The 13,743-nt window shown below is 66.5% G+C and carries 12 protein-coding genes and 1 pseudogene; 8 read left to right on the top strand and 5 right to left on the bottom strand.

Annotated elements, in window-relative coordinates; genetic code table 11:
* Positions 1-72: 72 nt before the first annotated feature.
* Complete coding sequence (locus LDH66_RS12705; RefSeq protein ID WP_226481442.1) at positions 73-1,386, top strand: M28 family peptidase; 1,314 nt, start codon at positions 73-75, stop codon at positions 1,384-1,386.
* A gap of 156 nt (positions 1,387-1,542) precedes the next feature.
* The gene (locus tag LDH66_RS12700; protein WP_226481441.1) at positions 1,543-2,355 is read left to right on the top strand and encodes an NAD(+)/NADH kinase; all 813 of its coding nucleotides are present in this window, start codon (positions 1,543-1,545) and stop codon (positions 2,353-2,355) included.
* Positions 2,356-2,419: 64 nt separating this feature from the next.
* Here the strand turns inward: LDH66_RS12700 and LDH66_RS12695 are convergent, their stop codons facing one another.
* Complete coding sequence (locus tag LDH66_RS12695) at positions 2,420-2,680, bottom strand: hypothetical protein (RefSeq protein ID WP_226481440.1); 261 nt, start codon at positions 2,678-2,680, stop codon at positions 2,420-2,422.
* Between the two features lie 101 nt (positions 2,681-2,781).
* Complete coding sequence (gene nth / locus LDH66_RS12690; RefSeq protein WP_226481439.1) at positions 2,782-3,465, bottom strand: endonuclease III; 684 nt, start codon at positions 3,463-3,465, stop codon at positions 2,782-2,784.
* Between the two features lie 216 nt (positions 3,466-3,681).
* On the opposite strand from nth, the gene mvaD reads away from it, so the two are divergent.
* Together mvaD and LDH66_RS12680 are read left to right on the top strand one after the other, a co-directional pair.
* Positions 3,682-4,665 (top strand): phosphomevalonate decarboxylase MvaD, encoded by a 984-nt coding sequence (gene mvaD, locus LDH66_RS12685; protein WP_226481438.1) that lies wholly within the window; start codon positions 3,682-3,684, stop codon positions 4,663-4,665.
* A 292-nt stretch (positions 4,666-4,957) separates the two neighbouring features.
* The gene (locus LDH66_RS12680; RefSeq protein WP_226481437.1) at positions 4,958-6,109 is read left to right on the top strand and encodes an NAD(P)/FAD-dependent oxidoreductase; all 1,152 of its coding nucleotides are present in this window, start codon (positions 4,958-4,960) and stop codon (positions 6,107-6,109) included.
* 18 nt (positions 6,110-6,127) lie between these two features.
* Here the strand turns inward: LDH66_RS12680 and LDH66_RS12675 are convergent, their stop codons facing one another.
* Positions 6,128-7,144, bottom strand: coding sequence for a zinc-dependent alcohol dehydrogenase family protein (locus LDH66_RS12675; protein WP_226481436.1), 1,017 nt, complete (start codon positions 7,142-7,144; stop codon positions 6,128-6,130).
* A 234-nt stretch (positions 7,145-7,378) separates the two neighbouring features.
* Between LDH66_RS12675 and LDH66_RS12670 the strand changes: the two genes are divergently transcribed.
* The 3 genes and pseudogenes from LDH66_RS12670 to LDH66_RS12665 all read left to right on the top strand — a co-directional run bounded on the left by LDH66_RS12670 (position 7,379) and on the right by LDH66_RS12665 (position 11,161).
* Positions 7,379-8,836, top strand: a complete 1,458-nt coding sequence (locus LDH66_RS12670) for an MEDS domain-containing protein (protein ID WP_226481435.1) — start codon at positions 7,379-7,381, stop codon at positions 8,834-8,836.
* A gap of 21 nt (positions 8,837-8,857) precedes the next feature.
* Positions 8,858-9,091: pseudogene (locus tag LDH66_RS23175) on the top strand (GAF domain-containing protein); the annotation flags it as partial.
* A 135-nt stretch (positions 9,092-9,226) separates the two neighbouring features.
* The gene (locus LDH66_RS12665; RefSeq protein WP_343232771.1) at positions 9,227-11,161 is read left to right on the top strand and encodes an ATP-binding protein; all 1,935 of its coding nucleotides are present in this window, start codon (positions 9,227-9,229) and stop codon (positions 11,159-11,161) included.
* 42 nt (positions 11,162-11,203) lie between these two features.
* On the opposite strand, the gene fen is transcribed toward LDH66_RS12665, so the two are convergent.
* A complete protein-coding gene (fen, locus tag LDH66_RS12660; RefSeq protein WP_226481433.1) occupies positions 11,204-12,181 on the bottom strand; it encodes a flap endonuclease-1 in 978 nt (325 codons plus the stop codon).
* A gap of 305 nt (positions 12,182-12,486) precedes the next feature.
* On the opposite strand from fen, the gene LDH66_RS12655 reads away from it, so the two are divergent.
* Positions 12,487-12,945 (top strand): hypothetical protein, encoded by a 459-nt coding sequence (locus LDH66_RS12655; protein ID WP_226481432.1) that lies wholly within the window; start codon positions 12,487-12,489, stop codon positions 12,943-12,945.
* Between the two features lie 225 nt (positions 12,946-13,170).
* Here LDH66_RS12655 and LDH66_RS12650 read toward each other — a convergent pair whose 3' ends face one another.
* The gene (locus LDH66_RS12650; RefSeq protein ID WP_226481431.1) at positions 13,171-13,725 is read right to left on the bottom strand and encodes a GNAT family N-acetyltransferase; all 555 of its coding nucleotides are present in this window, start codon (positions 13,723-13,725) and stop codon (positions 13,171-13,173) included.
* Positions 13,726-13,743: the final 18 nt, after the last annotated feature.

The following is a 13,743-nucleotide window of genomic DNA, read 5'->3' as shown; positions in this document are numbered from 1 at the left end:
AGCCACGTCGATTCCGGCGGTCCGAACCGCGCGAGCGATACAGTTACCAGCCCGTCCGTCCACGTTCCTGGCATGTCCGACTGGATCGGAACCGTCTTTCAGAGCGACGCTGGCTGGGACCATCTCGAGGGTCTCGTCGATATCGGGAACCGAATGGCCGGCAGCGAGGGCGAGCGGGAGGCCGCCGAACTGACGCGGGACGCGCTGGCCGACGCGGGTGCGCGAAACGCCCGCCTCGAGTCGTTCGAGATACAGGGCTGGACGCGGGGAGACAGCGCGATCACGGCCGGCGACACGACCCAGGACTGTATCGCGCTGCCGCGCAGTCCCGACGACCGCGTCGTCGCGCCGCTGATCGACCTCGGCTACGGGCTGCCCGCGGACTTCGAAGAGACCGACGTCGAGGACGCGATCGTCATGGTCCGCAGCGACGTTCCGAACTACTACGACCGGTACATCCACCGCCGGGAGAAGTACCACCACGCGGTCGAGCACGGCGCGGTGGGATTCGTCTACCGCAATCACGTCGAGGGCTGTCTCCCGCCGACCGGCAGCGTCGGCTGGAACGACGAGCCGATCGGGCCGATTCCGGCCGTCGGCGTCTCGAGCGAGGTCGGCGCACGGCTCGGCCGTCGGTTCGACGGCGAGTCGATCACGGTCTCGGTCGAGGCCGACGTCCATCCCGCCGAGAGCCAGAACGTCCGGGCCGAGCTCGGCCCCGACACCGACGAACGCGTCCTCGTGACGAGCCACGTCGACGCCCACGACATCGCCGAGGGGGCGATGGACAACGGTGCCGGAACCGCGATGATCGTCGAAATCGCGACCGCGCTCGCGGACCGCGAAGACGACCTCGAGACCCGCGTCGAGTTCGTCGGCTTCGGGGCGGAAGAGGTCGGCCTGCTGGGCTCGACGCGGTACGCCGAGCAGGCGGATCACGACGCGATCGAGGCGGTCGTCAACAGCGACGGCGTCGTCCGCGACCGGACGCTCTCGATCATTACGCACGGGTTCGACGAGCTACAGGACGTCGCGAACGACGTCGCGGAGCGGTACGATCACCCGATCGGAACCGTCCCGAAGCTCGGCCCCCACAGCGATCACTGGTCGTTCGTCAAGTGGGGCGTGCCGGGCTGTCACGTCAAGTCGATATCGGACGGTGCGGGCCGGGGCTGGGGCCACACCTTCGCCGACACCATCGAGAAACTCGAGCCCCGGACGCTGCGCGAACAGGCGATCCTCCTGACCGAATACGTCGCGACACTCGCTCGCGACGACGTGACGGTCGCCCGTCGCGACCGCGAGGAAATCGCGGCCGACCTCGAGTCACAGGGCCTCGCCGAAGGTATGCGGATCACCGGCGACTGGCCCTATAGTAGCCACTGAAAGTCAATGCACACCTGATCGCTGGACGGCTTGCGATCCGTGTGTAAATCGTTTCAGTGGCTACTATACGACGAGTGAGGCGCGGTCGGGGAGATCGACCGCGGGCACGCGTTCGACAACCGTACGCTTTTGAGCGGGCCGTGTGAACTGACGGCCATGGATGCCGCGTGGGACGGGGACGACTCCCCCGTCGTCGGGGTCGTCGATACCGAGACGGACACCAGCGACGCCATCGAGATCGACAACCCCCTCGAGTCGGCGGTCGCCGACGTCGACGGGACGATCGCGAGCGGCACACTCGAGGAAGTCCTCGCGGCGGAGCCGTCGGTGCTGGTGGCGGTCGGCGAGGCGACGCTGTCGGCAGTCGCTCGCGCCGATCTCGACTCGCCCGTAGTCCCGGTCGGTTCGGTCACCGGGATCAACTCGGTCGATCGCGACCGCCTCCCCGACGCGCTCGCTGCCGTCCTCGCCGGACGCGCCGTCCGTCGCGAGCGGCCCGTTCTGGAGGTCACTCTCGAGTCGGCTGGCGATGGCGATTCGGACGAGCCCGCGGTCCGGGAGCGCGCTCTGTTCGACGTGACGCTCATCACCGACGAACCCGCCCGAATCTCAGAGTACAGTATCCGAGATCGGGGGGCCGACGTCGCGACCTTTCGCGCCGACGGCGTCGTGACGGCGACGCCAGCGGGGAGCCACGGCTACGCGAGCGCGGTCGACGCGCCGCAGCTCTCTCCGGCCGTCGACGCGGTCGCGGTCGCCCCGATCGGTCCCTTCGTCACCCAGACCCGACGGTGGGTGTTGCCCGACGACGAGCTGACGTTCGCGGTCGAACGTGATGAGGGTGATATCACCCTCGTCGTCGACGGCCGATCGGTCGGCACGGTCACCGTCGACTCGCGGGTCACCGTCTCCCTCGCCGGCTCGCTCCCGACGCTGGTCGTTCCGGACGAGCGACTCGAGGGCAAGTAGGAGAGCGCGAAAAAGCGGTGTCGGCTCGAGCGGCGGACGGAACTGGCCCTCGACTGCGACTCGTCTAGCTGTTGTACGGCTCCTCGTCCCGATGGTGGTCCGGGTTCGTGTTCTCGAGGGCGTCGTCTTCCCGATCGACGGAGCCCTCGTCGATGTCCTGCTTGCGCTCTTCTTCGGCCTGCCGCTCGCGAGCCTCCTTCTCTTCCTCGGTGAGTCCCTCCTCGTCCCGAGCCTCCTCGGGATCGGTCTCCTCCTGTGCGAGTTGGACGTCCCGCCCGTGTTCGTCCTTGCCGGTGTTCTCGCGCTCGTCGGTGTTGTCGGACATAGTGATCCCACGTGTGGGTATCCGCGTTCGCCGAAAAGACGTTGGGCTTGCGACAGTCGGCGTATCCGATATATCGGCGCGTTCGCCCCGCTATATGCCGGTTACCAGGGGTCCCCGGAGGCGAGGTCGATCTCGCTGTCGCCCTTTTCGGACGGACAGAGATCCGCCAGCACGCAGTCGGTACAGTCGGGATTCTGTGCCGTACAGACCGCCCGCCCGTGATCGATACAGAGATGCGTGAACTGCTGCCAGTCGTCCTCGGGGACGATCTCGATCAGGTCCTGTTCGATCCGTTCGGGATACTCCTCCTCGGTCAGCCCCAACCGTCGCGAGAGCCGCTGGACGTGCGTGTCGACGACGATCCCCTCGACGATGTCATGGCCGTGCTGGAGAACGACGTTCGCCGTCTTCCGGCCGACGCCGGAGAGCTCGGTCAGTTCCTCCATCGTGTCCGGCACCTCGCCGTCGTGTTCCTCGAGGATCGTCGCACAGGAGTCGCGGATGTACTCCGCCTTGCTGTTGTAGTAGGTGATCGAGTTCAGGTCCTCGGCGAGTTCGTCCTGATCGGCGTTGGCGTAGTCCTCGGCCCCGTCGTACGTCTCGAAGAGGTGCTTCGTCTCCTGGTTCACCCGTTCGTCCGTACACTGCGCCGAGAGGATCACCGCGATCAGCAACTCGAGGCGATTCGAGTACCGCAGCGAAATCGTCGAGTCGGGATACTCCTCCTCGAGGCGATCGACGACCGCCTCGGCTTGAGCCTGCGTCGTCTCACGTGGGGTTCCCATAGAGGGTGGTGGGAACCGGTTCGTTTCAGCGTTCGGGTTCCGGATCGGGAAGCGTTCGGTGACGCGGATACGAGGTCGGCGAAGCGGACTGCGCTCGAGAATCGAGCGGCGAAACCAGTCGCTCGTATTGGAACTCCCACACTCGAGTCAGTCCCGAACTGAAACCGGTCGCCGGATGCCGTGAGGTTTAAGCGGCCCTCAGCCACCTATGTGGGTATGAAAGCCACGGCCATGGCCCACCCCATTCAGGGACTGGTCAAGTATCACGGGATGCGCGACGATATCAAGCGACTTCCCTATCACGACAGTATCAGCGTCTGTACGGCTCCCAGCCACACGCGGACGACTGTCGAGTTCTCCATGGACTACGAGGAGGACACCTTCGTCGTCGACGGCGAGGAACTCGACGGGCGCGCGTACGAACGGGTCGAGGCCGTCGTCGAGAAGGCCCGCTCGAAGTCCGACGCCGCGCACACGGTGTATCCCGTCCGCCTCGAGAGCGAGAACAGCTTCCCCACTAACGTCGGGCTGGGCTCGTCCTCGTCGGGCTTTGCGGCGGCGGCGATGGCGCTGGCCGAGGCGGCCGAACTCGACGCCACGAAACAGGAAATCTCGACCATCGCGCGCGTCGGCTCGGCTTCGGCCGCACGAGCGGTCACCGGTGCCTTCTCGCATCTCCGTACCGGGATGAACGACGAGGACTGTCGCTCCGAGCGGGTGCCGTCGGACCTCCACGAGGACCTGAAGATCATCGTCGGCCTCGTCCCCTACCACAAGGACACCGACGACGCCCACCGGGAAGCCGCCGACAGCCACATGTTCCAGGCCCGCAACGCCCACATCCACGAGCAGATCGCGAAGATGCGGGACTCCCTGCGCAACGACGACTTCGAGGGCGTGTTCGAACGCGCCGAACACGACTCGCTGTCGCTGGCCGCGACCACGATGACCGGCCCGTCGGGCTGGGTCTACTGGCAGCCGGCCACCCTCGCGATCTTCAACAAAGTGCGCGAACTCCGCGAGGAAGAGGACATCCCCGTCTACTTCTCGACCGACACCGGCGCCAGCGTCTACGTCAACACTACCGAGGAGCACGCCGATGAAGTCGAGGAGGCCGTCGCCGACTGCGGCGTCTCGACGACCACCTGGGACGTCGGCGGCCCCGCGCGACTGTTGGACGAGGACGACCACCTGTTCTGAGACGAAGTTTTGCTCTGCGGGCCGCCGAAGGCGGCCCTCGGCAAAATTCGATTAAAAACACTCCTCCCTCCGTTCCGCTCACTTCGTTCGCTTCATATCGGTCGTCGGTCCGCTCGCTCTCCGTCGTCGCTCGCGGTCAACGATCCGGGCAACGGCCTGCCCTCCCGCGAATCACGCGATCAGCCGCGAAGTGCGGCTGATCACCGCTCCCGGCCACGGTTTTCGACTGCCATCCCTCGATCCCACCTTCATCTCGAGCACAACTATATCGCTCGAGCCCCTACGCCGACCCATGCACGTCGTCGTCCTCGGCGCGGGCTATGCGGGGCTGACCCTGACGCGGCTGCTCGAGGCGGACCTCCCCGAGGAGGCCGAGATCACGCTGGTCGACGAGTCGCCGGACCACCTCGTCCAGCACGAACTCCACCGCGTGATTCGGCGGCCGGAGCTGGCCGCCGCGATCACGGTCGGGCTCCCCGAGGTGCTCGAGCGGGCCACCGTTCGCGTCGCCCGCGTCGAGGAGATCGATCGAGACGAGCGGGTCGTCTCCCTCTCGACCGGCGCGCTGTCCTACGACGTGGCGGCGATCTGTCTGGGCGCGCGGACGGCCTACTACGGACTCGAGGGCGTCCCCGAACACGGGATTCCGCTGAAGCGGCTCGCACACGCACGTCGGATTCGGCGGCGGGCACTCGAGGCGCTACGGGACGACGGTCGAATCGTCGTCGGCGGAGCCGGCCTCTCCGGCGTCCAGGTCGCGGGCGAACTCGCCGCGCTGGCCCGCGAGGAGCGCGGCTCGGCGTCGATCGAGGTCCTCGAGCAGCGAGAGCGGGTCGCGCCGGGGTTCTCCACCGACTTCGGGGACGCGATAGCACGCGCGCTCGAGGACGACGATATCGAGATTCGAACGGGGACGGCCGTCGTCGGAGCCGACGAGAGCGGCATCCGCCTCGAGTCGGGCGAACGCCTCCCCTCGGACCTGTTCGTCTGGACCGGCGGCATTCGGGGTCCGGACGCTCTCGGGGGCGACCGGCCGGCGGTCGACGGCGACCTGCGACTCGACGACCACGCGTTCGCGCTCGGCGACGCCGCGCGGGTCGTCGACGCGGACGGGGAGGCGGTCCCCGCGAGCGCGCAGGCGGCCGTTCGAGAGGCCCGAACGGCGGCCGAGAACATCGAGCGGCTCGTCGGGGCCCGGCTCGACGGCGTCGAAACGTTCGAACCCGACCTCGAGTCGTTCACATTCGAGTCGCCGGGCTGGGTCGTCAGCGTCGGCGACGATGCGGTTGCGACGGTCGGCTCTCAGATCCTCACGGGACGGCCCGCGAAGGCGCTGAAGGCGAGCGTCGGCGTGGGCTACCTCTCCGGCGTCGGCGACGCCGGCAACGCTGCCGGCTTCGCCTATCGGGAGTTCGTTCCGGATCGGTTCCGGCGCGATCGCTGACGATCGGACGATCGAACGTCACTCGAGCGAGATCACGACCTTTCCCTGGTGCTCGCCGGCCTCTACGTAGCGATAGGCCTCTCGGGCCTCGTCGAAGCCGAAGGTGCGGTCGATCACCGGCTCGAGGTCCGCGGCTTCGATCGCGCTGTTCATCCGGTCGAACATCGCGCGGCTGCCGACGCCCATCGAGCCCTTGACCGTGACCGCCTTCTGGAGGATCGGACCGGGGTGGACCTGCCCCTCCGGCCCGGAGAGGACGCCGATGAGGTGGACGTGTCCGTCGAAGGCCGTGGCCTCGATCGACCGCTGGAGCGTTCCCGAACCGCCGACCTCGATGACGTGGTCGACACCGCCGACATCCTCCTGGACGGCCTCGCCCCACTCGGTCGTCTCCTCGTAGTTGAGCGTCCAGGTCGCGCCCAACTCGCGGGCGCGCTCGAGTTTCTCGTCGCTCGAGGAGGTGACGAAGACGTCGGCGCCCTGCATCGTCGCGAACTGCAGCGCGAACGTCGAGACGCCGCCGGTGCCCAGCACTAAGACGGTCTCGTCGGCGGTCAGATCGCCCTCCTCGCGGAGTTCGCGCCACGCGGTCAGTCCGGCGCAGGTCAGCGTGGCCCCCTGCTCGTACGAGAGGTTGTCGGGGAGCACCGCGAGACTGTCGGCGGGGAACGTCGCGTACTCGGCCAGCGCGCCGTCGACGTTCCCGCCCGTCGTCCGCGCGATCTTCTCGGGCGCGACCGGACCGTCGACCCAGTCGGGCGCGAAGGGGGTCGCGACGCGGGCGCCCTCCGAGAGGCGCCGGACGTCCTCGCCGACCGCGACGACCTCGCCGGCCCCGTCACAGAGCGGGACGACCGGCAGTTCCGTGCCGGGATACGTGAGGTCTTCGTTGGCGATCGCCAGATCGCGGTAGTTGAGCGAGGCGGCGCGAATCTCGACGAGCACCTCGTCGGCCGCCGGTTCGGGACGGTCGCGTTCGACTTCGACGATGCCGGAGTAGTCACTCGTGGCGTCCTGAACTTCGTAAGCCTTCATCGCTCGAGCGGAAGGACGCTCGATGTTTCAACCCTCTGCCCGGCGACCGCGTTACCGGAACTCGGAACTACCGGCAAGCGACGACGCCAAGTCGACCGTCGCGGTCGCTGACTCGCCGCCACGGGGACGAGCCTCCTCGAACGGGCGGCGGGCCGAAACCGGGAGACGGGCGACGGACATACCATCTCACTTTGGAACCAAGGCTTTGACCGGCCCATTGTTTATACCGGACCAATGAGTCAACCGGCCGACCGCAGTGACCAGCCGGGCGGAACGGGTTCCGGGGGAGAACTCGAGGCGCTGCGTCAGAACTCGGCGGTTCGCGGCCCGCTCGAACCGCTCAGCGACCGCGAGCGGTCGCTCACCGATCACGACCATCCGACGAACCATCTCGCGTTGATCTACGAGAACAGCGACGAACGGTTCGCGGCGGTCGTCCCGTTTATTCGGGAAGGGATCGAGCGAGGTGAGCGGTGCCTGTATATCGTCGACGACGGCTCGCGGGACGAGGTGCTCGCCGCGCTTCGGGACGGCGGCGTCGACGTCGACGCCGCGCTCGACACCGGTCAGCTCTCGATACGCGCCGCCGAGGAGACCTATCTGACCGGCGGTGAGTTCGACACCGACGAGACTCGGACGCTCCTCGAGACCGCCGTGGCGGAGGGTCTCGACGAGTACGAGGGCGTTCGCGTGACCGCCGAGGAGACGTGGCTCGGCGGCGACGAGACGGCACAGCGCGGCTTCGCAGATTGCGAGGCACACGTGAACAACCTCATCGATGGCGAGAACGCCCTGGCGCTCTGTCAGTACGATCGCACCGAACTCCCGACGTCGGTCATCGAGCAAGCCATCGAGACCCATCCCTATCTCATCTACGACGGCACGGTCTGCCGGAACTTCTACTACACACCGCCGGCGGAGTTCTTCGGCCCCGAGCGGCCGTCACGCGAGGTCGACCGCAAGTTGGCGACGCTGGTCGATCGGACCGAGGCGCGAGTGACGCTCCGGGCTCGCGAGCGATACCGTCGCGAACTGTACGACGTCGTCTCGGACACCGAGGCGTCGTTCGACGAGAAACTCGCGGACCTGCTCGCGCTGGGCCGCGACCGGTTCGGGCTCGAAATCGGCTACTTCGCCCGCACCGACGACGGTGCGTTCGAGATCGTCGACGCGGTGGGACCGAACGAACGGATCGAGGCGGGCGTGACCGACTCGCTCGCGGACACGTACTGCGAGAAGCTCCTCGCAGCGCCCGGCCCGATCTCCGTGACGGACGCGGCGGCGGAGGGATGGACCGACGACCGCGCCTATCAGCGGTTCGGGTTGGACGCCTACTTCGCGACGACCGTGAGCGTCGGCGCCGAGGACTACGGGACGCTGTGTTTCGCGTCCGAGACGCCGCGCGAGCGAGAGTACACCGATGCCGAACGGACCTTCCTCGACCTGATGGGCCAATGGCTCAGCTACGAACTGGACCGCCGTCACCGCGAACGGTACCTCCGCGAGAGCTACGAGATCACGTCCGACCCCGACCGCTCGTTCGACGAGAAACTCGAGGCGCTGCTCGAGCTCGGCTGCGAGCGGTTGGGCCTCGAGATGGCCGGGCTGAACCATCTCCCCTCGTGGGACGGCGAATTCCGGTTGGAGGCGGGCGTCGGCTTCGATACGGGTCCCGCGGACGAGTCACTGTGAACCGATCCCGACGAGGGGTGTTTCTGCCGGCGAACCATCGAACGAGCGGACCCGGTCAGCGTGCGGGACGTCTCGGGGACCGACTGGGAGGACGACCGGGTTCATCGAGAGCTCGGACTGTCGAGCTATCTGGGAACGAGGGTCTCGAGCGGCACGACGCCGTACGGAACCCTCTGGTTCGGCAGCGCGGAGCCCCGCGAACGACCGTTCTCCGAGGACGAGTACACCTTCCTGGAGCTGATCGGCCAGTGGGTGAGCAACGAACTGGAGCGCACCGACCGCGACCGGGCCCAGCGCGACCTGTACGACATCACCGCCGATCCCGAACTCTCCTTCGACGAGAAGACCGAGCGATTGCTCGACCTGGGCCGCGACCGGTTCGGTCTCGAGATGGGATTCTTCCTCGAGAAGGAGGGGGATCAGTTTCGGGTCATCAAGACGCGCGGGACCGACCTCGAGGAGGGCGTCGCGACGCTCTCGGCGTGTCCGAATCAGTACTGCAAGCAGACGATCACGCTGGACGTGCCGGTCGGGGTCGAAGACACCGCCGCGGCCGGGTGGGACGACGATCCGCTGTACCGGACGTACGATCTCGGCTGCTATCTCGGCACCAGAGTGACCGACGGAGACGGGGTCTACGGGTCGGTGTGCTTCGCGTCCAGTTCGGCCCGGACGCTGGAGTTCACCGACGCCGAGTACACGTTCCTGGAGCTGATGGGACAGTGGCTGAGTTACGAACTCGAGCGCCAGCAGCGCGAGATGGAGCTCCGAGCGTCCAAAGAGCAGTTAGAGCGCGTCTTCGAGAGCAGTCACGATGCGATTTACATCAACGATCCCTACGCCGACGAGATACTCGACGTCAACCAGGCGGGCTGTGAGATGCTCGGGTACTCGGAGGAGGACGTCCGCTCGCGCGGCCCGTCGGACTTCCATCCCGACGAGATGGATCGGTTCCGGGAGTTCGTCGACGAGGTGTACGAGGAGGGGGCCGGCTGGGCCGACGAGTTCACGTGTCTCCACAGGGACGGCAGACGGATCCCGGTCGAGATGTCGGCGTCCCAGATCGAATACGACGATCGGCAGTGCATGCTCGCGATCGTCCGCGACATCAGCGAGCGGAAAGAACACGAGCGCTCCCAACAGCGGTTGTACGAGATCGCGGCCGATCCCGATCAGTCGTTCGAGGAGAAGCTGCAGGCGGTATTCGATCTGGGGTGTGACCGGTTCGATATGGAGCTGGGCGGTATCGCGAAAGTGGATCCGTCCACCGACCGGTTCGAGGTAGAGTTCACGAACGGTGACCGTGGTCGATTCGAGTCGGGAGAGCGGTACCCGCTCTCCAGGATGTACTGCAGCGATATCGTCGACGCGGAGGAGACGCACGCCATTACCGATCCCGCGACGGACGGGTTCGGCGACAAACTGTGTCACGAGGAGTTCGGCATTCGAACCTACCTCGGATCGCACCTCGATCTCGAGGGCACGGACGATCGGACGTTCTGGTTTGTCTCGACCGAATCGCGAGCGGAGTTCTCGGAGGCCGAACGGACCTTCCACCACCTGATGGGACAGTGGGTGAAGTACGAGTTCGAACGACAACAGTACGAGCGAGACTTGGAAGAGACGATCGATCGACTGCAGCAGTCGAACGACCGACTGAAGCAGTTCGCCTACGCCGCCTCCCACGACCTCCAAGAGCCGCTGCGGATGGTCTCGAGCTATCTCCAGCTCCTCGAGAGACGGTACGGGGACGACCTCGACGGGGAGGCGCGGGAGTTCATCGACTTCGCGGTCGACGGTGCCGACCGGATGCGAGCGATGGTCGACGATCTCCTCGCGTTCTCTCGGGTCGAAGCGTCCGACGGGGAGTTCCAGACGGTCGATTGCGACGCGGTCCTCGACCACGTGAGCGAGGACCTGCAGGTTCAGATCGAAGAGAACGACGCGGCGCTCTCGGTCGAGTCGCTCCCGACGGTGACGGCCGACAGCGAACAGCTCGAACAGCTGTTCTGTAATCTCGTGTCGAACGGAATCAAGTACAACGACAGCGAGCGACCGCGAGTCGACGTCACGGTCGAAGAGCGGACCGATCACTGGCGGTTCGCGGTGGCAGACAACGGGATCGGTATCGACCCGGACAGGACGGACCGAATCTTCGAGGTCTTCAAGCGACTCCACCACGAGGACGAGTACACGGGGACCGGTATCGGCCTCTCGCTGTGCCAAGAGATCGTCGACAATCACGGCGGTGACATCTGGGTCGAGTCCGAACCCGGAGACGGGTCGACGTTCTACATCACCCTCCCGAAGCGCGGCCCGAACTGACGCCCGGTTTCATTTTGCGACGAGCACGGGGCCCGACCGCGGTCAGGTCCAGCGATCCAGACCCGTCTGCGTGACGCTCTCCTCGATGCGCTCGAAGCCGCGCTCGACCTCGCCGGCGTCGACGCCCCACTCGTCGGTCACGTACGACTTCGCGGCCTCGAGGTCGGGATCGACGGCCGCGTCGAACTCGTAGTCGTCGGTCACGTCGGGGTCGCGAAACAGCTGCCGGACGCGGTCGCCGTACTCGACGTGTGCGCCGCGGGCCTCGAGCACGCTCCAGAGGTCGCCGTGCTCGGTGATCGCTTTGATCGCCGTCTTCGGGCCGATGCCGGAGACGCCCTCGTTGAAGTCCGTTCCGATGAGGATCGCCGCGTCGATCAGCTGCTCGAGGGTCAGGTCGTGATGCGCGAGGGTCGCCTCGAGGTCCATCAGTTCGGGATCGCCCTTGCTCGTCAGTTGGCGCAGCGTCAGCGGCGAGCCGAAGAGCAGGGCGTCGTAGTCCTCCGAGCCCACGTAATCGGCGTCGCCCCGTTTGACCATGTGGGCGGCCTGGGCCTCGCCCTCCGCCGGCGCTTCGACGATCGGCACGTCGAGCAGCCGGAGGAGTTCGCGGCTGGTCTCCTGAATCGTCGGCGTCAACCGCTGCGTGCGCGACTCGAGTTGGGCGATGGCTACCTCGTCGCCCTCCTCGCGAGCGGTCTCGAGTTGGTCCTCGTAGCTCCGGCGCTGTTCGCGGCGGGACTCGATCTCGTCGTCCTTGAGATCGGAGGGGCCGCCGTCGAAGACCATCACCGGCGTGATGTCGTGTTCGAAGAACTTGGGCAGTCCCTGGATGATTCCCACGAGGTTGGCGACTTCGGTCCCGTCCGCGGTCGTGTACGTCCCGCTGTCGGTCCACTTGACCGTCGTCGTCAGGTACCGATAGAGCCAGTTGTGCGCGTCGACGGCGACGACGCCCTCGATCTCGTCGAAGGGGATGTCCTCGATGACGGCGATGTCCCGAAGTGCAGCGTTTCCCATTGGTGGTATTTGGGCGGACCGGGATTTGAATCGTTGGCTTCCGGGTTGGTCGCGCTCGAGCGACGCGAGCGGTCACGCAGTCGTGTCGGCTGCGTGCTGCCACTGAGCCGAGAAGCGACGAATCCGGACCGCTCCGCCCGACGGCGCCAGCGACGGAGATGCGAAGGGGCGAGGGTCCTCTATCACAAAGCTCATGCCCGCGTACCGGACACGTCCGGCAGGTTGCGACCGGTTGCGTCGCTTCAGTTACCTCTCTCACACCAATGATCGATCAGCTTTCCAGACGAGCAGTCCTCGCCAGTTCAGTGGCACTACTCGGCGGCTGTTCCGCCGCCGATGACACGTCGGACGAGCCCGCTGCCGACGATCCCTCCGGGAACGGGAATGTTACGCTCGACAGTATTCTGCTCCACAACCGGTACGAAAAAGACGCGGAGGAAACGCCCGCCGAAGAGACCGACTCCGCGGATCGCGGCGTCGGGATCGCTCTCCTCGTCGAATTCGACGGGACGCCGGTCCAATGGTCCGAACACGTCCTCGATCACGAGGAAGAGTACCTCGTTCGGAATAATTGGCCGTCGAAAGCCGGTCAGTGGACGATTCACGCGCGGAAAGTAGCGACCGGGAAGATCAGCGTCGCGACGGAGTGGCCCTCGATCGATCTCGCCGACTACGTCCGAGGGGATGATCCGACGAGCGTTGCGGTAGACGTCATCGTCAAAGACACCGGCCGGATCGCACTCGATGCGACACCGACTACCTAAGGAGGGGTCCGCTCTCGCTGATCCGTTACCGCCCCTCTCGCTGATCCGTTACCACCCCTCCCGAACCTGCCGTTCGAGTCTCCTCTATTCAGCCCGTCGGCCACGCGACTCGTATTCGATATCGGTCGCGTGACCTTCCCCGCGCTGGTCGCTCTCCGAGATTAACTCGTTCGTCTCGCGTCGCTCACTGCGACACTGCACGCCGGAAGACGATCGTACCGCGGTTCACTCGCCGTCCGACTCGAGGGCGGGCGGCTCGCTGTCGCGCCGCGACTCGAGGAACGCCGCCTCTTCCTCGGAGAGCTCCCGGTCGCGGAACTCGTCGAGTCCGGTCTGGTAGCGCTCTCGCTCGTCCCAGTCCGTGTCAGAATCAGCGGTCGGTGTCGGGTACTCGAGAATCAGTTCGGCGATGCCCGTCGTCTCGCCGGTATAGGCGAATCCCGTTCGATAGAGCGCCTCGTAGGCGAAGGGGTTGTTGACGGCGATCCGGAGCCGGTCGTAGCCCCGGTCGACGGCCCGATCGCGAACCAGTCCGCAGAGCCGGGGACCGATCCCCTCGCCGCGGCGCTCGCGATCGACGGTCACGTAGCGCAGCCACAGCGTGTCCTCGTCGGTTCGATCTTCGTTGAACGCGACGGCCGCGACGATCTGGCCGTCCTCGGCTCGAGCCACCGCCTTCCCCGTGTTCGTCATGACGAACTTGCCGGCGTAGCTGAACCGTTCGTGATCGAGTCGGAGCTTGGGCCCGTCGGGCGGCCACGCGAGCAGTTCGTACTCCACGGCTCCGCTTGGCGGGCG

This window comes from Natrinema amylolyticum, assembly GCF_020515625.1.
In the GTDB taxonomy this organism is placed as follows: Archaea; Halobacteriota; Halobacteria; order Halobacteriales; family Natrialbaceae; genus Natrinema; species Natrinema amylolyticum.
The sequence above is the reverse complement of the archived record's forward strand: the minus strand, read 5'-3'. Positions and strand labels throughout refer to the sequence as shown.

Excerpts from the sequence above, each read along its gene's own strand:
- LDH66_RS12695 (WP_226481440.1), bottom strand. The coding sequence starts at position 2,680 with ATGTCCGACAACACCGACGAGCGCGAGAACACCGGCAAGGACGAACAC.
- fen (WP_226481433.1), bottom strand. The coding sequence starts at position 12,181 with ATGGGAAACGCTGCACTTCGGGACATCGCCGTCATCGAGGACATCCCC.
- mvaD (WP_226481438.1), top strand. The coding sequence starts at position 3,682 with ATGAAAGCCACGGCCATGGCCCACCCCATTCAGGGACTGGTCAAGTAT.
- LDH66_RS12705 (WP_226481442.1), top strand. The coding sequence starts at position 73 with ATGTCCGACTGGATCGGAACCGTCTTTCAGAGCGACGCTGGCTGGGAC.
- LDH66_RS12700 (WP_226481441.1), top strand. The coding sequence starts at position 1,543 with ATGGATGCCGCGTGGGACGGGGACGACTCCCCCGTCGTCGGGGTCGTC.
- nth (WP_226481439.1), bottom strand. The coding sequence starts at position 3,465 with ATGGGAACCCCACGTGAGACGACGCAGGCTCAAGCCGAGGCGGTCGTC.
- LDH66_RS12670 (WP_226481435.1), top strand. The coding sequence starts at position 7,379 with ATGAGTCAACCGGCCGACCGCAGTGACCAGCCGGGCGGAACGGGTTCC.
- LDH66_RS12680 (WP_226481437.1), top strand. The coding sequence starts at position 4,958 with ATGCACGTCGTCGTCCTCGGCGCGGGCTATGCGGGGCTGACCCTGACG.
- LDH66_RS12665 (WP_343232771.1), top strand. The coding sequence starts at position 9,227 with ATGGGATTCTTCCTCGAGAAGGAGGGGGATCAGTTTCGGGTCATCAAG.
- LDH66_RS12675 (WP_226481436.1), bottom strand. The coding sequence starts at position 7,144 with ATGAAGGCTTACGAAGTTCAGGACGCCACGAGTGACTACTCCGGCATC.